Origin of the sequence: Corynebacterium sp. LK14, assembly GCF_008042215.1 — a bacterium.
Classification (GTDB): domain Bacteria; phylum Actinomycetota; class Actinomycetes; order Mycobacteriales; family Mycobacteriaceae; genus Corynebacterium; species Corynebacterium striatum.
On sequence record NZ_NOVQ01000013.1, the window covers coordinates 18,514 to 40,487 of the forward strand.

Genomic DNA, 21,974 nt, shown 5'->3' on the forward strand with positions numbered 1-21,974 from the left:
CGGCGTTGCCACTTAGTTAGTTCCTCTCAATTTTGGCTTAGCTTCCATTCCAGACAGCCCATTCCAGCACAAGTTTACGATGTGCGCAGCCACCACTTCCTTTGCCGGCTGGCGGGTGTCCAGCCACCATTGGGCGGTCATCGAGACCATGCCGACTAGCGCTTGGGCATAAAGTCCTGCCAGTTTCGCGTCGAGGCCGCGGCGCTCGAAGGCGGAGCCTAGGATATAGGAAACCTGCCCCACGGAGGAATTAAGCAAAGTGGAATAGGAGCGTTCGTCGCCGGGCTTGGAGTCACGCACGAGGATTAAGAATCCATCGGTTTCTTGCTCCACGTAATTTAAAAGTGCGACAGTGGCTTTCTCGATGCGCTCGCGCCAGGTGCCGTCGCTAAGCGAATGCGTAATCACCTCCTCCAGCGCGAGCATCTCACGGTCTACGATGACCGCATAGAGGCCTTCTTTCCCTCCGAAGTGCTCATAGACCACGGGCTTGGAAACGCCAGCTCGCGCCGCAATCTCCTCCACACTGGCGCCGTCGAAGCCCAGCTCGGCAAAAGCCGCTCGGCCAATCACGATCAATTGCTCGCGACGTTCGCGTCCAGTCATCCTCTGTCGAACCATGCGATCAAGCTTAGTGGGTGGCATTTGTAATTAAGGCATGTGCGTCAGGTACTATTAGCAACGCACGCCTTGAGCGCGCGGTTATTCCCCATGGTGTAATCGGCAACACTACGGTTTTTGGTACCGTCATTCTAGGTTCGAGTCCTGGTGGGGAAGCTTCTTCCGACCCTCGCCGACCATTAAAAATGCTGGTCGGTGGGGGTTTCTAGCTTTGACAATAAGGCCCAAGGCCTAAGTAGCAAAAGGGCATGCGGACGAAATCTTGAAGGATTTCCCGTCTTTCTAGGTTGAGCCGTTGCTCTTTGTAGATTTCTCCTTAACTGGCACAAATACCGCAGCCAAAGCAACAACATCGATTCCTACAAGGAATCCAGCAATCCACGTTTTGTCCAAATACGCGCACCAACCACCCAGGAGCAGCACTGCAACTACGCTGAAAGCGCCGATTAGCTGACCTCTCCTAGCAAGGTTTAAATGAACCATCAACCGTTTTTCTGCGGGCATAGTTCTCCGTCTCAATCGAGTCCTGAGTCGTCGCAATCCAAGTTTCATAAACCTCGGGAGCTTTAGCCTTTAGCGACTCAGCTACATCAGGATCTGGGTAGTACTGCTTAAACTCTTGATGAGTTAAAGGAATTAGAGCTTAGACGAGAGTGCGCTCTGAAATTGTCTGTTATTTTCGCCTCGAAAACTTCAAATATTACACATCGTGCCAAGCCTAGTTTTGAAACAGATACTAAACTCTCTTGCGCGACAGCCCCGAGCCTGTAGTTGACCGCTAACGCTAAATAGGGAAAACATGCTGGAAGCTCTTTACCTGCACGCCACGGCCACGGATGCCGAGCGCCTGTTGCTCTGCCTGGAAAGTCACCTGCAGGATCAGCTCACCGCAGCCACTGTGATATCCGTAGTTCTAGATATGGATCCGCAAGAAGATTTTGAAATACCACCAGAGGATCCAAGTGGCCAGTGGCAAAAGAGCAATTGTCAGGTGCGCATCGAGCTGCAGCCGACAGACGGGCAAGCGCTCACTGAAGACTACCTAGATCACCTCGGTGAACGACTGCTCGAAATCTTCTTTGCCGTAATGACGGACTTTCCGGAAGTTTGCTTCTTCAGCGTCTTGGAGCCTGACTAAATCATCTGCACGGCCACAATAAAGGACACTTAAGCGCTAGGAAGCCTCCGCGCTCGGCGTCGCGTACGGGCTACGGGATGAGTCCACTACTTGCCCAGCATGTGCGCTATGCGACGCCCCAGCAGACTTCTCGAATACAAGCGCCGCCGGCTTGACGCGAACGTCAGGTTTTTCGCCCTTGTTCACCACAACCATCTGACCCATCATGCCCTTGTCCTCGTGCAGGAGCATGTGGCAGTGGTACATGTACGGAATGGTCTTATCCGGGAAGTAGCCCAACTCCACGAGCAGCTTGGCGGTTGCCTTGGGCGGAAGATTGACGATGTCCTTCCAGCCCATCGTCGGAACCGCGATGTCTTTGCCATCGCCATAGTCATAAGACAAGACCTTGAAACGCGAATTGTGGATGTGGAAGTTGTGCGGCCAATCGCTATTTTCGTTGGTCACAGTCCATACCTCAGGCTTGTCTTCCTCGATCACGGTGTCCACGCGGGCCATGTCCATGGTCTCACCGTTAATCATGAAGGTATTGAGCACGAACTCGCGCTCAGTCAGCCCCTCGGCCGATGGGACGTCGGCAGCCGCGGGGTCCAAGGTTTGCGGCAGAGCTGGCGCTGCAGGCGCATCCTCCCCCGGCGCGGTGATATGCAGGATGTCAAAGCTGTCCTTGAAGCCAAAGTCCGCGGAGTACTCATCTTCGGGGATACTGAAGTTGTCCTTGCGCGGCACCGACTGCAACACCACGTCCTTGCCGGGCTCCAAGTCCACGAGGACCTCGATGCGCTCGCCTGGTCCGATGAGCAGCTCGTCGACCTCGACGGGGGCGTCGAGAAGCCCGGAGTCAGTAGCGATGACGTTAAACGGCGTCCCATTATCCAGGGCCAGCGTGTAGAAACGCATCGAAGCGCCGTTGAGCAAGCGCAGACGAACCCGGCGCGTGGTCGCGGCGAAAGAAGCATTCGTGATGCCGTTAACCACCGGGGTAGTGCCCAGGAGACCGAGCGTGCCGTCAACCTGGTGATCGAGCTGGCCGTCCTCAGTGAACTTCGCATCCATAATGACCACCGGAATGTCATCCACGCCGTACTCAGAAGGAATGTCGAGCTTATCCGATACGTCGTCGTCCAAGATAAACATGCCAGCAAGTCCGCGGTAGGCATGGGTTGCCGTGGCCATATGCGGGTGCGGGTGGTACCAAACGGTAGCCGCTGGCTGCACGATCTCCCACTGTGGCTTCCAAGTCTTGCCTACCTCAATCGGCGAGTGTGGTCCACCATCGGAATAGGCCGGAAGCTTCATTCCGTGCCAGTGCACTGTGGTCATTTCCACCAGGTTGTTGGTGATTTCCGCGCGAACCTTGTCGCCCTTGTGGGCGCGCAGCGTCGGGCCGAGGAACGGGCCGTTAAAGCCCCAGGTGCGGGTGTTCTTGTTGCCCGGAATGACCTCGGAGTATCCGTCTTGGGCGGTGAGCTTGAATACCCGGGTATCGCCTTCCATCTCGCCTTTCAATACCGGCGGGATGGGAAGCGGGCGCGGTTCGGAGTCGTAACCCACCGGCGCAGGCTGATCCTTATTCGAAGAACAAGCTGCCAGCGCAGACCCCGCGACCACTGCCGTAGTAACGAGCAATCCGCCTTTGAAAAACACTCGACGCGAAAAAGCCATGTACCCCAGACTATTAAAATAGCGACGCCACCGCGCCGGATTAGGCTAAAGCGGTCCTGAATCACATACGCTTTAAACCATGTCAATCCCAGACAATGAAACTCGTCCTGCCCGCCTTTTCGCGTGGTCCAATGCGCTGCAAGGAATCGGCGACCAACTGGTGTCCGGCAAGACGGTTCTCCCCTGGCTTTTCGCCCAGGTCGGAGTCCCTCACTTCTTCACCGCGCTCCTCGTCCCTATCCGCGAGTCTGGATCGATGCTGCCGCAGGCCGCACTCAGACCCTGGGTAACCTCCCGGCCAGCGCGCAAGAAGCTGTGGGTCTGGGGCTCGCTCATCCAGGGCTGCTGTGCCGTCGTCGTTGCCGTCGCTGCAGCACTGTTCCACGGCTGGCTTCTCGGTGTTGTCACCATTGCCGCATTGGCGGTGCTTTCCGTCTTTCGCGCTTTGTGTTCGCTCACCGGCAAGGACGTTCAGGGACGCACCATCTCAAAGGGCAGCCGCGGTGAGGTCACCGGCCTTGCTGCCCAAGCCACGGGCGCAATAACGCTGCTTATCGGTTTGGTGCTCGCGGCCCTCGGCCAATTTCCACCGCTCGGGCTAGCCACGGTCCTGGGATGCGGCGCGGCCAGCTGGTTCATCGCCGCGGCGGTGTTCCACGCCATCGATGAACCGGTTCCAGACAATGCCCAAGACCCCAGCCAGTCGCATTGGTGGCGTGACACGTGGGGACTCTATACCGAGGATGCGGACTTCCGCCGCTTCGTCAACGTGCGTGCGCTTCTCCTCGTGACGGCATTGTCCACGACGTTCATTGTCACGCTGTCTCACCAAGCCGGCACTACTGCGCTCAGCGGTCTAGGTGGGTTCGTGCTCGCTTCCAGCCTGGCCAGCCTGGTCGGCGGCAAGATTTCCGGCATCTGGTCCGATCGATCTTCCCGGCTGGTCATGGCATGGGCCTCTGCCGCCGCATCAGTGACGTTGCTGGCAGTCGTTGCCTGCGCGCAGTGGGCCCCTCACTGGGTAACTGCGTGGGCGCTGCCGTTGGGATTCTTCCTTGTCAATCTGGCACACACGGCAATTCGCGTGGCACGCAAGACCTACATCGTGGACATGGCTGGCGGTGACAAGCGCACTTTTTATGTGGGCGCCGCTAACACCATGATGGGTGCCATCTTGCTCGTGGTGGGCGGAATCTCGGCAGTGATTTCACTGGCTGGCCCAACCGCCGCGTTGCTCTTCCTCGCGGCATTGGGTTGTGTGGGCGCCTGGCGAGCCCGCATGTTGCGTGAGGTCTCGAAATAAGAGACGGCGTTCTTGCCGCCGCTTGCCCCCAGTGCGCACCCCGGCGTTAAGATGTGAGGCAATACTCCCCTAAGACCCAACCACAGGAGAACGAAGAAACTCGTGGCAGATACAACTGACTGCGCCATTGTTGTTTTAGCGGCAGGCGCTGGCACCCGCATGAAGTCCGCCAAGCAAAAGACACTGCACGAAATCGGAGGGCGCCCACTCATCGGCCACGCATTACACGCTGCAGCTGGTCTTAACCCCAAGCACCTCGTTGCTGTGGTCGGTCACCAGCGCGACCAGGTCTCCCCTGCCGTCGAGGCTATTGCTGCAGAGCTCGGCCGCGAGGTCGCACAGGCCGTTCAAGAGGAGCAGAACGGCACAGGCCACGCGGTACAGTGCGGCCTTGCCCCACTCCCCGACTTCACCGGCACCGTCATCGTCACCAACGGCGACGTTCCGCTGCTGCGTCCGGAAACCATCCGCGGGCTTTACGACGCCCACGTGGCCGCCGGTAACGCAGTCACCGTTCTGTCGATGCAGCTGGATGACCCAACCGGTTACGGCCGCATCGTGCGTGACACGGACGGTTCCGTCAAGGCCATCGTCGAGCAAAAGGACGCTTCGCCTGAGCAACTGAGCATCGATGAGGTCAACTCCGGCGTTTTCGCTTTCGACGGCGCTATTTTGCGAGACGCCCTGACCAAGCTGGATTCCAACAACGCCCAGGGCGAGCTCTACATCACCGATGTTCTGGAAATCGCCCGCACCGCCGGTCACAACGTCGGCGCGCACATTGCTGCCGACGCCGGCGAGCTGGCAGGCGTCAATGACCGCGTCCAGCTCGCCGCAGCTGGCCGCGAGCTCAACCGCCGCACCGTGGAAGCCGCCATGCGCGGTGGCGCCACCATCGTGGATCCGGAAACCACCTGGATCGGCGTGGACGTCACCATCGGCTCCGACGTTCTCATCCATCCGGGCACCCAATTGTGGGGAAAGACTTCCATCGCAGATAACGCCGAGATCGGCCCTGACACCACCCTGACCGACATGACCATCGGCGAGGGCGCCAAGGTCATCCGCACCCACGGTTCCGAGTCTGTGATTGGCGCTAACGCCAATGTCGGCCCGTTTACCTTCATCCGCCCGAAGACCGAGGTCGGTGAAAACGGCAAGCTCGGCGGCTTCGTCGAGGCAAAGAATGCCCAGATTGGACGCGGTTCCAAGGTTCCGCACTTGACCTACATCGGCGACGCCACCGTGGGCGAGGAATCCAACATCGGTGCTTCCTCCGTATTCGTCAACTACGACGGTGTTAACAAGCATCACACCGTAATCGGCAGCCACGTGCGCACCGGATCTGACACGATGTTTATCGCACCAGTCAATGTCGGTGACGGCGCGTACTCGGGTGCGGGTACAGTTATCAAGGAAGATGTTCCTCCGGGAGCACTCGTGGTCTCCGGTGGCAAGCAGCGCAACATCGAAGGCTGGGTTCAAAAGAAGCGTCCGGGAACTCCGGCAGCTGAGGCTGCCGCCCGCGCACAGGACAACAACAAGTAAGGGGAATTACCGCCCATGACAGGCAAGGTAACCGGCAGCAGCAAGAACATGAAGCTCTTTTCTGGGCGTGCACACCCAGAACTGGCTGAGGCTGTGGCCAAGGAACTGAAGACGGACCTCGTTCCAACCACTGCTCGCGACTTCGCTAACGGTGAAATCTTCATCCGCTTCGAGGAATCCGTGCGTGGTGCAGACTGCTTCGTGATGCAGTCCCACACCCAGCCGCTGAACAAGTGGCTGGTGGAGCAGCTCATCATGATCGATGCGCTCAAGCGTGGTTCCGCAAAGCGCATCACCGCCATCCTGCCGTTCTACCCATACGCACGCCAGGATAAGAAGCACCGTGGCCGCGAGCCGATTTCCGCTCGCCTCGTTGCTGACCTGCTGCAGGCTGCTGGCGCGGACCGCATCGTTTCCGTGGATCTGCACACCGACCAGATTCAGGGCTTCTTCGACGGCCCCGTTGATCACATGCACGCAATGCCGATCCTCGTGGACTACATCAAGTCCAAGTACTCCCTGGATAACCTCGCTGTGGTTTCCCCGGATGCTGGCCGCGTCAAGGTGGCTGAGAAGTGGGCACATGAGCTTGGCGACGCCCCACTGTCCTTCGTTCACAAGACCCGTTCCACTGAGGTTGCTAACGAGACCGTATCTAACCGCGTTGTCGGCGAGGTCGAGGGCAAGGACTGCATCCTGCTCGACGACATGATCGATACCGGCGGAACCATCGCCGGCGCTGTTCGTGTCCTTAAGGAAGCTGGCGCGAAGTCCGTCGTTATCGCTTGTACCCACGGCGTCTTCTCCGCCCCAGCTCGCGAGCGTCTGTCCGAGTGTGGTGCCGAGGAAGTCATCACCACCGACACCCTTCCGCAGTCCACCGAGGGCTGGTCCAACCTCACCGTCTTGTCGATTGCTCCGCTGCTGGCTCGTACCATCCACGAGATTTTCGAAAACGGCTCCGTAACCACGCTCTTCGAGTCAAACTAAGCGCTTCATAAGCAGCACGTAAAAGGACCGTCCAGCACACAGCTGGGCGGTCTTTCCATTCCCCCCAAACAGAAATAGATGACCTTGACCGATAATCTCTCAGAGGCCTTCTGCGAAGTGCGCGCGGTTTTGGAGCCTTTGCGCAACGACGCCGCGCCGCGATTATCAGTCAGCTCGGCAAACGTGAGGCTACCGATCTGCAACTACTGGCGGATGCCATCAAAGAAAACCTCCCAGGAACCCGCTTTGGCAATGAATTCTTCATTAGCAAAGCCATCGGCTGGGCGTTGCGCGATCTCTATCGCACCAATCCCACCTGGGTTTTGGGCTTCCTAGGCTCGCATGACGTCGCAAACCTCACGCGCAGAGAAGCATTGAAACACCACCGCTAAGCAACTCAATTTCGATAGTTCTGTAGTTGGCGAAGAAGAGCAGAAGTAACTTGCCTGCTCTCGGCGCTGCGTGTTAGAATTTTTGCTGTCTCGGCGAGGGCTGCCCGGAATCGGAAAGCCGTTATCGACGCGATTAGAAGTTATTTCACACGTTTTAAGCCTGCGATGACTCGACCAAGACGACCATCGGCAGGCTTTCGCCGTTTTCGAACTCGCTAAAGTCTCGCCGCACCAATCTTTGACACTAGGAGTTTTACTATGGCAAACACCCGCCCGGTATTGAAGGCAGAAGTACGTAACGAGTTCGGCAAGGGCTTCGCTCGCCGCCTGCGCGTTGCTGGCAAGGTCCCAGGCGTTGTCTACGGTCACGCCGTTGACGTTCTGCACTTCGCTGTTGACCGCATCGAGCTGACCGCACTGGTTCGCGCACACGGCGTCAACGCTGTTTTTGAGCTCGAGCTCGAGGGCGAGCAGCACCTCGTCATGGTCAAGCACGTTGACCAGAACGTTCTGACCCTGGACATCGACCACATCGACCTCCTCTCCATCAAGCGTGGCGAGAAGGTTGAGGTTGAGGTTCCGGTTACTCTCGAGGGCGAGCCGGCACCGGGCCTCATGTCCATTCAGGATGCTGACGTCCTCCTCGTTGAGGCAGACGTTCTGAACATCCCAGAGGAGATCTCCGTTTCCATCGAAGGCCTCGAGGACGGCGCTGTCATCACCGCTGGCGACATCACCCTGCCAGAAGACACCACCCTGGTTGCAGATGCAGAGACCATCATCGCTTCCATCTCCCTGCCTGAGGTTGACGAAGAGCTCGAGGAAGCTGCTGAGGCTGCTGAGGAAGGCGGCGCTGAGGCTGGCGCTGAGTCCGCCGAAGAGTCTGAAGAGTAAATCGCTCTTCTCTGCGCCCGCGCTAGATTTACGTCTAGCTCGGGCGTTTCACCGTTTTACTATGCCCTTCTCGGGGTCAAAATCCCTCGCAGCATGAGACAATAGCGCAGTGAATAGTTTTCTCATTGTTGGCCTTGGCAATCCAGGCCCCAAATACGCAGGAACACGCCACAACATCGGCTTTGACGTGGTCGATGAAATCGCGGGCCAGAACTACACAAGCTTCTCAGTGCACAAGAAATCCAACACTGAGCTCGCTGAGACCCGCCTCGGTTCCTCCAAACTCGTTTTGGCCAAGCCGCGAAGCTTCATGAACCTATCCGGGGGACCAATCAAGGCCCTTCTGCAGTACTTTTCAATGAACCCTGCCCAGCTCATCGTGGTGCACGATGAGCTGGAGCTTGATTTCGGCGTCGTCAAGCACCGCTTCGGCGGCGGCGATCATGGACATAACGGTCTACGCTCCACCACCAAATCCTTGGGAACCAAGGACTACCAGCGCCTCTCGGTCGGTATTGGGCGCCCACCGGGACGTATGGACCCCGCGAGCTTTGTGCTCAAGCCTTGGTCGAAGCAGGAAAAGGCGGAAATCCCCATTATTTGTGCCGACGCAGCCGACGAAATTATTCGGGTAGTTCAGGAAACTCGTCTTCCTTAACGCGTAAACTGTCCGCCATGAGACTTGCCACGCTCCGCACCCAATACGGAACAACAGCCATTCGCGTCGACGGCCCAGGCGTCGGCGTGGGGCTCGATTTCGAGGACGTCGGCGAGCTGTTGCGCTCCGAAGATTGGCAGAAGTCGGCACAATTGTCTGGCGAACCCATTGTCTTTCGCAATGAGGACCTCGCGCCAGTTATCCCCTCCCCTGGAAAAATCATCTGCGTTGGTGTTAATTACGCTAAGCACGCGCGGGAAATGGGCCGCGAACTGCCCACGCAGCCGACTCTGTTCATCAAGTTCCCGGAAGCCCTCACCGGGCCTTTCGATAATATTTACATTCCTGAATGGGGCACCAAGCAGCTCGATTATGAGGGCGAGTTAGCCGTGGTCGTTGGTACTCGTGCGCACAACGTACCGGTTGAAGAGGCGCTCAACTACGCCGCTGGTTATGCCATCATGAATGACTACACGCTACGCGACTACCAGCGTCGTACCACTCAGTTCCACGCCGGTAAGTCCTTCTACCGCACCGCTGGTTTCGGGCCGTGGCTAACCACCGCTGATGAGTGGGCACCAGGTGGGCATGCAGCTGTGAAGACCACCGTCGATGGGGATATCCGCCAGGACGACGACACCGATGACCTCATTTTCTCTGTGGCTGAGCTCCTCGCTTTTTGTTCGAAGCTCTACCCGCTCAATCCCGGCGATGTGATTGCGACTGGCACCCCAGAAGGCGTGGGCTTTGCGCGCGACCCGCAAGCTTTTATCCAGGATGGGCAAAATGTACGGATTGCTATCGACGGCTTGGGAGAGATTTCCAACACCACGCATTTTGGTGAGCCCCCGGTCGGCTGCGGCGCGGAATGCACCTGCCAAGGTAGCTAGGTAACTTCCTTTCAAATCCCCTTCCCATAGCCATACCTGTTAAAACTAATACTGTTTGCGTGACCCGCACACGACTACCTTGGACTGAGTCAGCGACGCGCGGCATGCTCTGCTTACGCTGCTCAGGCTTTCCACCGCGCATCGCGGCCGCAGAGGCCGACTCAGCGCAATGCGGGGGTGAGTTTTTATCCAAACCATTAAATATTTCCGCAGCTAGAGGCTAAAATTAATAGAATGAGCAAAGATAAGAAAAAGTCCCCCGAAAAGCTTGACAAGGCAGCATACGAGGAAGAGCTCAAGCGCCTGCAAGCAGAACTCGTGGAAATGCAGCAGTGGGTAGTTGAGACCGGCGCCCGTGTTGTCATCATCATGGAAGGCCGCGACGCCGCAGGTAAGGGCTCTGCAATCAAACGCATCACCCAGTACCTGAACCCTCGCACCTGCCGAATCGAAGCACTGCCCAAGCCCACCGACCGTGAGGCTGGCCAGTGGTACTTCCAGCGCTACATCGAAAAGCTTCCTACCGAGGGCGAGATCGTCATCTTTGACCGCTCCTGGTACAACCGCGCCGGCGTCGAGCGTGTCATGGGCTTTTGCTCCCAGCAGGAGTACGTTCGCTTCCTACACCAGGCCCCGCAGCTGGAGAACATGCTCGTCGAAGACGGCATCATCCTGCTGAAGTACTGGTTCTCCGTGTCTGATGAAGAGCAGATCGCACGCTTCAAGTCTCGCCGCAACGATCCGCTTCGCCGCTGGAAGCTCTCCCCTATGGATCTTCAATCCATCACCCGTTGGGAAGACTACTCCCGCGCTAAGGACGAGATGTTTGTGCATACCGATACCCCGAACGCACCGTGGTACACGGTCGAATCTGAGGACAAAAAGCGCTCGCGCATCAACGTCATCAATCACATCTTGAAGATGGTTCCTTATCAGCACGTCGAGCAAGACGTCCCAGAAATTCCGGAGCGCCCTGAGTCTTCCGGCGAGGAGTACGAGCGCCCGCCACGCGACGAGTTTGCCTACGTCCCAGACGTGGCCTCGAACCTTGAGCGCAGCAAGGTGGCCGCCGCCAAGAAGTCCGATGGAAAGAAGAAGAAAAAGAAAAAGTAGCACCCACCGCAACTAAAAGGCCGCTGGTCTCCCTTACAGAGAAGGGGAACCAGCGGCACTTTAAGTTTTAGAGCTCAGTTGCATCAACGCGGGTTGGGAACACGCGTGGGCGAGCGCCTGCGATCTCCTCAACGATGCGGATGACCTGGTTGGAGTAGCCGAACTCGTTGTCGTACCACACGTAGAGAACCAGGTGCTTACCGGAAGCGATGGTTGCCAAACCGTCCACAATGCCTGCGTGGGTGGATCCCACGAAGTCAGAGGAAACAACCTCTGGGGAAGCAATGTAGGAAATCTGCTGGCGCAGGTCGGAGTGCAGGGAAACGTTACGCAGGAAGTCGTTGACCTCGTCGCGCTCAACTTCCTTCTCCAGCTCCAGGTTCAGCACAGCCATGGACACGTCCGGGGTAGGAACGCGAATAGCGTTACCGGTCAGCTTGCCCTCGAACTCCGGAACGGCCTTGGACACGGCCTTTGCAGCGCCGGTCTCCGTCAGAACCATGTTGAGGCCAGCTGCGCGGCCGCGGCGATCGCCCTTGTGGAAGTTATCGATCAGGTTCTGGTCGTTGGTGAAAGAGTGCGCGGTCTCCACATGACCGTGGACAACGCCGTAACGGTCGTTGATGACCTTGAGAACAGGGGTGATGCCGTTGGTGGTGCAGGATGCAGCCGAGATGATCTTGTCGGAGTCCTCGATGGTGTCGTGGTTGATGCCGTAGACGATGTTCTTCAGGTCACCCTTGCCCGGTGCGGTCAGCAGGACGCGGGAGATACCCTTGGATTCCAGGTGCTGCTCCAGGCCCTTGCGGTCGCGCCATACGCCAGTGTTGTCCACGAGGACGGCGTTGTCGATGCCGTAGGAGGTGTAATCGATGTCGGTTGGGTCGTTGGCGTAGATCATCTGAATCTTGGTGCCGTTTGCCCAGATGACCTCATTCTCCTCGTCCACACCGATGGTGCCGTTGAAAGCACCGTGGACGGAGTCACGGCGCAGCAGAGAGGCGCGCTTGAAGATGTCGCCGTCGCCCTTCTTGCGGACCACAATTGCGCGCAGGCGAACACCACCGTAAGCAGCCTCACGAGCGATCAAGATGCGGGCCAGCAGACGGCCGATGCGGCCGAAGCCATAAAGCACAACGTCGGTGCACTCCTTGTCCACGGCAGCGCCAACCAGGTCAACGAGCTCCTGCTCGAGGTAGTTGCGCAGACTGGTGGAGTTGGACTCAGCGTAGCCAGATGCCAGGCGGCCCAAGTCGATGGAGGCAGTGCCGAGGTTCATGTCGCACAGTTCCTTCAGGATGGGAAGGGTCTCTGCGGTGGACAATTCGCGGTTCGCGATACGGCGAGCGTAGCGGTGAGCCTTCATGATGTCGATGTCCGTCACGCCACTCAAGACGCGACCGTAGATGGTGGTCACGACATTGTTGGTGCGGTGCAGTTGGTGGATGAGCGGAATCATCTCCTGAGCAAGCTCGAGACGTTCGTTCCAGTCAGCGTGTCCAACCTGTGCGTTCGCAGTCACGTGTTCTTTTCCTTTACTCGTCATGGGGGTAAACCAACATTCAACCGTAAATATTAACTGTTATGAGTGCCCGTTTGGGCATAGATGGTGCAGGATCTCCGCCACACTACCCCCGTTGATTTTCTCAACCTCTTCTCCCACGAGGCAATAGCCCACCGCCGGGTCCTTTTGGGCACGCCGCGGCTTCAACATCGAATTGAGATAGGGGTAAAGCGGAGAAAGCTGCGGGTTGCTTCGTGTAAATTCCGTTTCCAATCCACGCGCATAACGCCCGGAAAAGGCACGCGTAGAAACGCTCCTCCCGCCACGCGCAAGGAGCTTACGGTTAACCGGCGAAGTGCCTGCTTCCGACGCCAAAAGGAAGGCCGAGCCACAGCTCACCGCAACCACCCCCGGCCAGGCCAACGCTCGTTCGACATCCGCGGAGCTGCGCATGCCACCGGCGGCGATGAGAGGAATGGGGGCGTCGCCAAGCGCGGCGTGCACAGCGAACACGAGCTCCTCCAGCGGCCGCCAATCAGGTTCTGCTTCCGCATCCCACACGCCGCGATGGCCGCCTGCCTCGGGGCCCTGCACGCACAACGCGTCGACGCCGCGGCGCGCCGCCTCCACTGCCTCGGCCGGGGTGGTCACCGTGGTCCACGCCTCTGCCCCAGCGGCGTGAATGCACGTGATTTCCTCCTCCGTAAACGTCCCGAACATCGACCACAGCACCGCAGCGCCCGCGTCGAGCGCCATGTTCAGTTTCTCCGTCCAGCCGAATTCCAGGTCCGCCTCCGGCACCGAAACGCCCAGCTCCTGTGCCATAGCACTCACCGCCTCCATATTGGCTGGGCTTAGCGGTTCCTGCGCGTGAAAAAGGTTAACGCCGAAGCGGTGTCCCCGGCACGCCTCGATCTGCTCTTGAGCAGCGTTTAACGACGCCGTCCCCAGCGCCAACGCACCAAAGGAGCCGTTGTGCTCTGCAGCAATGACGCTGTCAGGCGTGGTGGGGCCACCCGCCATGGGGGCGGGAAGTACTCTGATTTTTAGGCTTTTTAGAATGGCGCTCATAGCGTCCACCTTAGATCTCGACCAATTGTGAGGGCACATGACTGCTTCTGCTTCATCTTCTGCTGACTCTTCCGCGGGCAGCTTCTTCGCGCGGCTCGTGTCGCGGCTTTTCGGGTCCTCCGTTAAGGAAACGGGGGCGTCGTCAATGGCGGCTCTCGAAGCTGCAGACCTCGACGCCGAATGGCTCGTGGTGGGCTTAGGCAATCCGGGCGCCAAGTACGCAGCCACCCGCCATAACGTGGGATACATGGCCGTCGACGATTTGCTGGCGGAATCCGGGGAACTCTTGCAGCCGGTGGCCGGCCACTCCCTCACCGCTGCACCGTTGAATGTTGCAGACACGCCGGTTCTTGTGGTGCGCTCGGCGACGTTTATGAACTTGTCCGGCGATCCTATTGCTCCATTGGCGCAGCAATTGGGCATTCCGGCTGAGCGGGTCCTCGTTATCCATGACGAGCTGGATCTGCCGCCGAACAAGATTCGAATCAAGGTTGGAGGTAATGAAAACGGCCACAACGGGCTGAAATCGCTGACGGAGCGGCTGGGTACTCGCGACTATCCTCGTGTGCGCATCGGCATTGGCCGCCCGCCCAAGGGTTCTTCGATTCCTGATTACGTTTTGGGTCCGATCGACGCGGACGCAGGTTTCGACGCCGCGATCGAGACGGCTGCCGACGCCGTGCGCCTCATCGTAAGTTCTGGGATCCAAAGCGCACAGAATGAGATTCATTCCCGCAAGTAACCCACCACACGGACCTGTTTACGCCTAAACTAAATTTTCATGAGCCACGCCCCACACGAATCGCAAACAATAGTCATTACTGGCGCTTCCGATGGCATCGGTGCCGCAGCCGCGCGCACCCTGCGTGCGAAGCGCCCACAAGACACATTGGTGCTGGTGGGGCGTAATCCGGACAAAACTCGCGCGGTAGCCGAAAGCGTGGGCGCGAGCTACCACGTAGCGGATTTTGAATCCCTCGGGCAGGTGCGGCGCTTGGCGGACGAACTCGGCGAACTTGAGGAAATTCACGCACTGGGCAACAACGCTGGGGGCGTTTTTGACGGGCCCTTCACCACCGCAGATGGTTTCGAACGCACGTGGCAGGTAAACGTCGTGGCTCCATTTTTGTTGACCTCACTGCTGCGGGACAAGCTCCGCAAGACCGACGCCACCATCGTGCAGACTGCATCCGTGGCTAATCTCTTGATGTCTGCCTTCGACCCAGGTGACCCAAATACCTTCCAGAAATTCACCGCCGAGCGTGCCTACGGCAACGCGAAGTTGGGGGACATCCTGCTCACCAGCTACTTGCACAACCACGACATGACCTCCGTGGCCTTCCACCCCGGTGTCCTAGCCACCAATTTTGCGCGCACTTCTCATAGCCGGACTCGGAAGTTCTACTCCAGCGCACTGTCCAAGAGCTTTGGCAGAGCGGAGGAAGGTGGCGACAATCTAGCGTATTTCCTCACCGGCACGCCGGGGATTCACTTCGAGTCCGGCGAGTACTACAACAACAAACGCAAGCTGGGTCTGCGGCGCCCGATGGCTAAGAAGCCGGCCGTGGCCCGCCGCATCTTCGATGATTTGGGCGAGCAGTTGGGGGTTAGTTGGGACTAGCCGTGCGTCTGTGATGGCGCAATTCAGGGGTCGACGCAAAGGGCAGCTAAACTAGCCCGCATGAGTATTGCCTCCGAAGCCACCCGCCGCCGCACGTTTGCCGTCATCGCCCACCCAGACGCCGGTAAGTCCACATTGACTGAGGCGTTGGCGCTGCACGCACACATTATTAATGAAGCCGGTGCGGTGCACGGCAAGGGCAACCGCAAGGCCACTGTCTCCGACTGGATGGAGATGGAAAAGGAACGCGGTATTTCGGTAGCTTCCTCCGCGCTGCAGTTTGAGTACGCGCCGGAGAACCATGAGGGCGAGCCCTTCATGATCAACCTCGTTGACACCCCAGGTCACGCGGACTTCTCGGAGGATACCTACCGCGTTCTCACGGCCGTGGATGCCGCGGTCATGCTTATCGACGCCGCCAAGGGCCTCGAGCCCCAAACCCTCAAGCTCTTCCGCGTGTGCAAGGCCCGCGGATTGCCGATCATTACGGTTATCAACAAGTGGGACCGCGTGGGCCGCGAGCCGCTGGAGCTGGTCGATGAAATCCTCAACGAGATTCAGCTGCAGCCGACTCCCCTGTACTGGCCGGTAGGCATCGCTGGCGACTTCCGCGGCTTGGCGCACATCAATGAGGACGGCGAGGCGGATAACTACATCCACTTCATCCGTACTGCGGGTGGCTCGACGATCGCACCTGAGGAGCATTACGATCCGAGCGACGCTGAAGCCAAGGAAGGTGATGCCTGGGAGACCGCTGTCGAGGAGGCAGAGCTCCTGGCTGCCGACGGCGCCCTGCACGATCAAGAGCTCTTCGAGCAGTGCATCACTTCCCCGCTCATCTTTGCATCCGCGATGCTCAACTTTGGCGTGCACCAGATTCTGGACACTCTGTGCGCCATCGCCCCGGCGCCGCGTTCGCGCGATTCCGATCCGAAGGCCATCGAGGCAGCTGGCTCTGGTGGCGCGGCGGCAATCGACGAAACGCGTGAGATCACCGATGACTTCTCAGGTGTCATCTTCAAGGTGCAGGCAGGCATGGACCGCAAGCACCGCGATAACCTCGCGTTTATGCGCGTGGTCTCCGGTGAGTTCGAGCGTGGCATGCAGGTCAGCCACGCCCAGTCGGGCCGCAGCTTCTCCACGAAGTACGCGCTGACAGTCTTCGGACGCACCCGCGACACAGTGGACAGTGCCTTCCCTGGCGACATTGTTGGCTTGGTCAACGCTGGTTCCTTGGCGCCTGGCGATACCATCTACGCCGGCAAGAAGGTTCAGTTCAAGCCGATGCCGCAGTTCGCCCCGGAGGCCTTCCGCATTTTGCGCGCGAAGTCTTTGGGCGATTACAAGGCGTTCCGTAAGGGACTCGACCAGCTGGCGGCCGAGGGCGTCGTCCAGATCCTGCGCAACGAAACCCGTGGCGACGCCGCGCCTGTCATGGCTGCGGTGGGTCCCATGCAGTTCGAGGTCATGCAGGCCCGCATGGAGGTCGAGTACAACGTGGAGACGGTCACCGAGCCCATCCCCTACTCCGTCGCCCGCCGCACCGACGCCGAGTCCGCGCCGGAGCTCGGCCGCCAGCGTGGCGTGGAAATTTTCACCCGCACCGACGGTGAACTCATCGCTCTCTTCGGCGACAAGTGGAAGCTCGCCTTCGTGGAGAAGGAGCACCCGGAGCTGACAATTGAACCGCTCGTCGCGGACTAACCTGCGGCGCAGAAGATTTTCGTTTCAGGCCGAGGAAGCCCCACAAAGTCGCATGGATTGGGGCTTCCCCGGCCTGAAGTGTCAATAACCCACCGCGCTCGTTACCCAGCGAGCATCTTTTAGGACAAGCCGGGAATCACGCTGTTGAGTCCCAGCATGATGGCCAACGTCGCGAGCGGGATGATGATGGTCACGACGGCCGCGTCCTTGTAGGACAGGCGATGGGTCATGCCGCAGACCATGAGCATGGTGAGCACCGCACCGTTGTGCGGCAGCGAGTCGAAGCTCACGGAGGCCATGGCTGTCACGCGGTGCATAAGCTCGAGGCTGATCCCCTGCTCCGTGGCCAGTTGCGCGAGCTGTTCGCCGAGGGTTTCCATCGTGATGGACAGACCGCCGGAAGACGAGCCGGTGATGCCGGAGATGACCCCGGTGGACACGGTGGAGACCACGAGCGCGTTATCCGCGATGGCGAGCATGTTGTTCTTGATGACGGCAAAGACGGCCAGCGCCGCGATGACGGCACCGTAGCCGACCTCAGACGCGGTGGTAAAACACGGGAGGATGGCGTTCTTCGCGCCTTCGGATAGCTCCTTAAGCGAGGTGCTCACGCGCGAGGGGAACATCGCGATGATGACCACGACGGCGAGCGCCAGGGCGATGGTCGGCGACCAGATGCCGAGCAGCGCTGTGAGAGAGGTCTCGCCGTATTTTTCTCGGGCAAGGTAGTCAGCGGTCCAGGACTTGGAGAAGAAGTAGACAATCGCGAAGTTCACCACGATGACCACGAGAATGGGCAGCAGACCCAACATGCCTTGGACCTTGACGGACGGTTCCTTGATACCCAGTGGCGCGTGGGTGGTCAGATGACCGCCGGAATTGGTGTCGAAGGACTCGCCGCCGATGTCAACGGAGGCTTCGTCGCCAGTATCGCCGATGCCCTCGGGTGTTGGGATGACGTTGCCCTTTGCGTCGATCGGCTCGAAGCGCTCGCCGCCGCGCTGGAGTTGCTTGATGCGGAACTCGAGCCAGGCCATTCCAGCCACCAGCATGAGGAGGGCCGAGAGGATGCCGAACACCGGCGCGGCGTACGTATTCGTGCCGAAGTAGCTCGTCGGAATGGCGTTGTGGATCTGTGGGGAGCCCGGCAACGCGGCGAGCGCGAAGGTGATGGTGCCCAGCGCGATGGCGCCGGGCATAAGCCGCTTGGGGATGCCGGTTTCTTTAAAGAGCGCGGTCGCAATCGGCACGATGGTAAAGGCCACGACCCACGCGGAGACGCCGCCGTAGGTAAGCAGCGCGGTGGCGATAACGGTGGAGAGCATCGCGCGTTTCGGCCCGAAGAGCGCGGTGATACCGCGGGCGAGGTAGCGTGCCAGGCCTGTCGAGGTCATGAGGTAGCCAAAGATCGCGCCGAAGAGGAAGAGCGGGAAATACTTCCCGATGAACCCACCGAGCGCCGGCATGAAGATCTGGGTGTACGTGCCCATGACCGGTTCGCGGGCAAAGAGCACCGCAATGAGCGCGGCGGCGGGGCCGACGACGACCACGGAGTGGCCGCGATAAGCGAAGACGACAAGGAATATGAGTGAGAGGACCACGCCTATGAGCGAGATGACCATCGAAAGAACCTTCCTAGAAAAGCATCGTGCGCCCGCGGGGCGGGCGCTACGATAAGCGACATGGATACAGGCCCGGCACAGGAGCCGAACGAGGTAAAGCCGAGCGCGCGGGAGCGGATTTTGGAATGCTCGCGCGTGCTCTTTAGCGAGCACACGTTCGCGCAGGTCTCGCTCAAAGACATCGCGGAGGCCGCGGGCGTGTCCGTGGCGCTCGTGGTCAAGCACTTTGGTAACAAGGACAGCCTCTTCGAGGCCACCGTGGATTTCACGGCTTCTTCAGCCGCGCTGTTTGCCGGACCGTTTGGCGAGCTCGGACGGACCGCGGTCATCGAAACGCTCACGGCCCCGCACAATGCGCCCTACTCGATGGCGCGGAACATCTCCGTGGCCGCGGGTGCGCCGGAGAGCCTCAACGCGATTGGCAAGCGCATCAAGTCAGACCTGCTGCAAGTACTCGCCCAGCGCATCCGGGACGAGGCCCCGCACCCGAGTCCCTCGCCGGAGCTGCGGGCGCAGTCGGCAGTGGCACTGCTCATGGGTTTGAGCTTCATGCGCCGCTTCGGGGATACGGAATTCGAGGCCTTCCACACGGACACGCTCATCGAGTACTACGCGCCCGTCCTCCAGGAGATGCTGGACGGGCACTCGCCGGAACGCTGCGCGCACCGGCGAGCATGAACTATTTCGCGCGCACGTCGTTGATAATCGCGCCGAAGTCGAGGCCGCCGTGCCCCTCGTCCACGAGCTTGGCGTACTGCTGGGTGGCAATCTTGCCCAGGACGGTATCGGTCTTCGTCTCATCCGCCGCGGCCATGGCGAGCTTCAGATCCTTGAGCATGAGTGCTGCGGCGAAGCCCGGCTTGAAGTCGTTGTCGCCCGGCGAGCCCGGCACGATGTCTGGCACCGGCGCGTTAACGGTGAGCGACCAGGAGCTACCCGTCGCGTTGGAGACCACGTCGTAGAAGGCCTGGTGGTCGAGGCCGAGGCGCTCGCCGAGGACGAGGGCCTCGGACAGGGCAATCTGCTGGATGGCCAGAATCATGTTGTTGCAGGCCTTCACGGCCTGGCCGTTGCCGGTCTGGCCGCAGTGCGTCACAGACTTGCCCATGACCTCAAGTACCGGCTTGACCTTGTCGAAGTCCTCCTTCTCGCCGCCGACCATAAAGGCCAAGGTGCCGTTGGCGGCGCCGGCCATGCCGCCGGAGACTGGGGCGTCGAGGAAGCGGGAGCCGACGGCGGAGACGGCATCGGCAAGCTCGCGGGCTTCGGAAACGGCGATGGTGGAGACATCGACGAAGAGCGGGGCGGTGTCCTCGGCCGCGATGATGGGCTCGAGGACCTGCTTGACCAGGCCGCCGTTAGGCAGGCTGGTGATGACGATGTCAGCGCCTTGGGCGGCCTCCTCAGCCGAAGCGATGATCTCCACGCCGTTGTCCTTGGCGCGCTCGCGGGCCTCCTCCACGACGTCGAAGCCGTGGACCGTGTGGCCTGCCTTGACCAGGTTGGCAGCCATGCCGCCGCCCATGTTGCCCAGGCCGATGAATGCGATGGTGGTCATTGAAATCAGTCCTTTCTTACATGACCGGCATGGTGAACTGCGGGCCGGCGTTCTGGTCATCCGGCCAGCGGGAGGTGACGGTCTTGGTCTTGGTGTAGAAGCGGAAAGCGTCCGGGCCGTGCTGGTTGAGGTCGCCGAAGCCGGAGGCCTTCCAGCCACCGAAGGTGTGGTAAGCGATGGGGACCGGGATAGGGACGTTGACGCCCACCATGCCGACGTTGATGTTCTTGACGAAGTCGCGGGCCGCGCCGCCGTTCTGGGTGAAGATGGCCACGCCGTTGCCGTACATGTGGTCGTTCGGGTAGGAGATGGCTTCCTCGAGGGTCTCCGCGCGGACCATGGAGAGGACCGGGCCGAAAATTTCCTCGGTGTAGATGGACATGTCTGCGGTGACGTTGTCGAAGAAGGAGGGGCCGCAGTAGAAGCCGCCCGCGAGGGACTCGCCCTCGAATTCTTTGCCGGACATGTCGATGTCACGGCCATCGACGACGAGGTCAGCGCCAGCCTCGACGCCCTCGCCGATGAGGCGATTGACGCGGTCACGGGCGTCCGCGGTGACGAGCGGGCCGTAGTCCGCCTCCGGGTCAAGGCAGTGGCCGACCTTGAGGTCCGGGATCTTGCGGATGAGCGCCTCGCGGAGCTTATCCGCGGTCTCCTTGCCCACGGGAACGACAACGGACAGCGCCATGCAGCGCTCGCCGGCCGCGCCGAAGGCGGCACCGGCCAAGGCATCCGCGGTGGCCTCGATGTCCGCGTCCGGTAGAACGATGGCGTGGTTCTTCGCGCCGCCGAAGCACTGGGCGCGCTTGCCGTTGGCCGCGCAACGTTCGTAGATGTAGTTCGCAATCGGGGTGGAACCCACGAAGCCCACGGCCTTGATGGTCGGGTTGTCGAGCAGCGTGTCGACGGCTTCCTTGCCGCCGTGGACAACGTTGAAGACACCGGCCGGGCCGCCGGCCTCGATAAAGAGCTCGGCGAGGCGGACCGGAACCTCCGGGTCGCGCTCGGAGGGCTTGAGGACAAACGCGTTGCCGGAGGCGAGCGCCGGGCCAGCCTTCCACAGCGGGATCATGGCGGGGAAGTTAAACGGCGTAATACCCGCGACGACGCCGAGCGGCTGACGCAGGGAGTAGGTGTCGATGCCGGTGCCGACCTCGGTGGAGTACTCGCCCTTGAGCTGGTGCGGCGCGCCGAGCGCAAACTCGAGGACATCGACGCCGCGCAGGACGTCGCCCTTGGCATCCTCGAAGGTCTTGCCGTGCTGCAGGGAGAGCGTGCGCGCCAGCTCATCCATGTTGGCGTGGATGAGGCGAATCCACTCCATGATGACGCGAACGCGCTTCTGCGGGTTCATCGCCGCCCACTTCGGCTGGGCCTTCTCCGCTTCTGCGACGACGTGGTCGACGTCCGCCGTGTCAGCCAGCGCCACTGCGGCCTGCTCCTGACCGGTGGACGGGTTGAGGACCGGCTGCGTGTTGCCGGTCGTGCCCTCCCAGGCCTCACCGTTGACGTAGTGGTGAATGGTGTACATAGCGGACTCCTTTGCATCCAGATTGGGGTTTCGTTGCCTTTCACCCTAACGAGACACACCTCACAAAACTATCTTTCGCGAGAGCTGAACCACTGTTTACCCCTGGAGTGGCCCCAGTGTCATGGGATTTCGCCCAAACCCCTGGGGTGAA

Annotated in this window: 20 protein-coding genes; 13 read left to right on the forward strand and 7 right to left on the reverse strand. The window is 60.0% G+C overall.

Translation table 11 applies throughout. The features are described 5' to 3' along the window. Window positions 1-12 precede the first annotated feature (12 nt). Window positions 13-621 carry a TetR/AcrR family transcriptional regulator gene (locus CHU71_RS08660; protein WP_065420416.1) on the reverse strand — a complete coding sequence of 203 codons (609 nt, stop codon included), beginning with the start codon at window positions 619-621 and terminating at the stop codon, window positions 13-15. 799 nt (window positions 622-1,420) lie between these two features. Here CHU71_RS08660 and CHU71_RS08665 point away from each other — a divergent pair. Beyond that, on the forward strand, window positions 1,421-1,759 hold the full coding sequence (locus tag CHU71_RS08665) for a hypothetical protein (protein ID WP_147760814.1): 339 nt from the start codon (window positions 1,421-1,423) through the stop codon (window positions 1,757-1,759). A 36-nt stretch (window positions 1,760-1,795) separates the two neighbouring features. Here the strand turns inward: CHU71_RS08665 and CHU71_RS08670 are convergent, their stop codons facing one another. Continuing rightward, window positions 1,796-3,424 (reverse strand): multicopper oxidase family protein, encoded by a 1,629-nt coding sequence (locus CHU71_RS08670; protein ID WP_147760815.1) that lies wholly within the window; start codon window positions 3,422-3,424, stop codon window positions 1,796-1,798. Window positions 3,425-3,503: 79 nt separating this feature from the next. Here CHU71_RS08670 and CHU71_RS08675 point away from each other — a divergent pair, with 79 nt between their 5' ends. From CHU71_RS08675 to ppk2, 8 genes are all read left to right on the forward strand, one after another. Continuing rightward, entirely contained in the window at window positions 3,504-4,727 is a 1,224-nt protein-coding gene (locus CHU71_RS08675) for an MFS transporter (protein WP_147760816.1), read from the forward strand. A 102-nt stretch (window positions 4,728-4,829) separates the two neighbouring features. Further along, on the forward strand, window positions 4,830-6,275 hold the full coding sequence (glmU, locus tag CHU71_RS08680) for a bifunctional UDP-N-acetylglucosamine diphosphorylase/glucosamine-1-phosphate N-acetyltransferase GlmU (protein ID WP_147760817.1): 1,446 nt from the start codon (window positions 4,830-4,832) through the stop codon (window positions 6,273-6,275). Window positions 6,276-6,290: 15 nt separating this feature from the next. Further along, window positions 6,291-7,265: a ribose-phosphate diphosphokinase gene (locus tag CHU71_RS08685; RefSeq protein ID WP_147760818.1), complete on the forward strand. Its 975-nt coding sequence runs from the start codon at window positions 6,291-6,293 to the stop codon at window positions 7,263-7,265. Between the two features lie 161 nt (window positions 7,266-7,426). After that, a complete protein-coding gene (locus tag CHU71_RS13190; RefSeq protein WP_362911835.1) occupies window positions 7,427-7,657 on the forward strand; it encodes a DNA alkylation repair protein in 231 nt (76 codons plus the stop codon). Window positions 7,658-7,915: 258 nt separating this feature from the next. Beyond that, window positions 7,916-8,551, forward strand: coding sequence for a 50S ribosomal protein L25/general stress protein Ctc (locus CHU71_RS08695; protein WP_147760819.1), 636 nt, complete (start codon window positions 7,916-7,918; stop codon window positions 8,549-8,551). A 109-nt stretch (window positions 8,552-8,660) separates the two neighbouring features. Next, window positions 8,661-9,209, forward strand: coding sequence for an aminoacyl-tRNA hydrolase (gene pth, locus CHU71_RS08700; protein WP_147760820.1), 549 nt, complete (start codon window positions 8,661-8,663; stop codon window positions 9,207-9,209). 17 nt (window positions 9,210-9,226) lie between these two features. After that, a complete protein-coding gene (locus CHU71_RS08705) occupies window positions 9,227-10,099 on the forward strand; it encodes a fumarylacetoacetate hydrolase family protein (protein ID WP_147760821.1) in 873 nt (290 codons plus the stop codon). 234 nt (window positions 10,100-10,333) lie between these two features. Continuing rightward, a complete protein-coding gene (ppk2, locus tag CHU71_RS08710; protein ID WP_147760822.1) occupies window positions 10,334-11,212 on the forward strand; it encodes a polyphosphate kinase 2 in 879 nt (292 codons plus the stop codon). 67 nt (window positions 11,213-11,279) lie between these two features. Here ppk2 and CHU71_RS08715 read toward each other — a convergent pair whose 3' ends face one another. Together CHU71_RS08715 and CHU71_RS08720 are read right to left on the reverse strand one after the other, a co-directional pair. Then, the gene (locus CHU71_RS08715) at window positions 11,280-12,734 is read right to left on the reverse strand and encodes a glyceraldehyde-3-phosphate dehydrogenase (RefSeq protein ID WP_046646387.1); all 1,455 of its coding nucleotides are present in this window, start codon (window positions 12,732-12,734) and stop codon (window positions 11,280-11,282) included. A gap of 60 nt (window positions 12,735-12,794) precedes the next feature. Continuing rightward, window positions 12,795-13,787 carry a nitronate monooxygenase gene (locus tag CHU71_RS08720; RefSeq protein WP_147760823.1) on the reverse strand — a complete coding sequence of 331 codons (993 nt, stop codon included), beginning with the start codon at window positions 13,785-13,787 and terminating at the stop codon, window positions 12,795-12,797. Window positions 13,788-13,824: 37 nt separating this feature from the next. On the opposite strand from CHU71_RS08720, the gene pth (CHU71_RS08725) reads away from it, so the two are divergent. From pth (CHU71_RS08725) to CHU71_RS08735, 3 genes are read left to right on the forward strand one after another with little or no spacing between them, the layout of a single operon-like run. After that, entirely contained in the window at window positions 13,825-14,529 is a 705-nt protein-coding gene (pth, locus tag CHU71_RS08725; RefSeq protein ID WP_050765426.1) for an aminoacyl-tRNA hydrolase, read from the forward strand. 39 nt (window positions 14,530-14,568) lie between these two features. Beyond that, entirely contained in the window at window positions 14,569-15,408 is an 840-nt protein-coding gene (locus CHU71_RS08730) for an SDR family NAD(P)-dependent oxidoreductase (protein WP_147760824.1), read from the forward strand. Between the two features lie 60 nt (window positions 15,409-15,468). Beyond that, on the forward strand, window positions 15,469-17,112 hold the full coding sequence (locus CHU71_RS08735; RefSeq protein WP_110301964.1) for a peptide chain release factor 3: 1,644 nt from the start codon (window positions 15,469-15,471) through the stop codon (window positions 17,110-17,112). Between the two features lie 119 nt (window positions 17,113-17,231). Here CHU71_RS08735 and CHU71_RS08740 read toward each other — a convergent pair whose 3' ends face one another. Beyond that, a complete protein-coding gene (locus CHU71_RS08740) occupies window positions 17,232-18,734 on the reverse strand; it encodes a GntP family permease (protein WP_147760825.1) in 1,503 nt (500 codons plus the stop codon). 60 nt (window positions 18,735-18,794) lie between these two features. Between CHU71_RS08740 and CHU71_RS08745 the strand changes: the two genes are divergently transcribed. Beyond that, window positions 18,795-19,412 carry a TetR/AcrR family transcriptional regulator gene (locus tag CHU71_RS08745; protein ID WP_147760826.1) on the forward strand — a complete coding sequence of 206 codons (618 nt, stop codon included), beginning with the start codon at window positions 18,795-18,797 and terminating at the stop codon, window positions 19,410-19,412. A 1-nt stretch (window position 19,413) separates the two neighbouring features. Here CHU71_RS08745 and mmsB read toward each other — a convergent pair whose 3' ends face one another. Both mmsB and CHU71_RS08755 read right to left on the reverse strand, forming a co-directional pair. After that, a complete protein-coding gene (gene mmsB / locus CHU71_RS08750; protein WP_005530049.1) occupies window positions 19,414-20,292 on the reverse strand; it encodes a 3-hydroxyisobutyrate dehydrogenase in 879 nt (292 codons plus the stop codon). Between the two features lie 16 nt (window positions 20,293-20,308). Continuing rightward, on the reverse strand, window positions 20,309-21,823 hold the full coding sequence (locus tag CHU71_RS08755) for a CoA-acylating methylmalonate-semialdehyde dehydrogenase (protein ID WP_005530051.1): 1,515 nt from the start codon (window positions 21,821-21,823) through the stop codon (window positions 20,309-20,311). Between the last annotated feature and the right edge of the window lie 151 nt (window positions 21,824-21,974).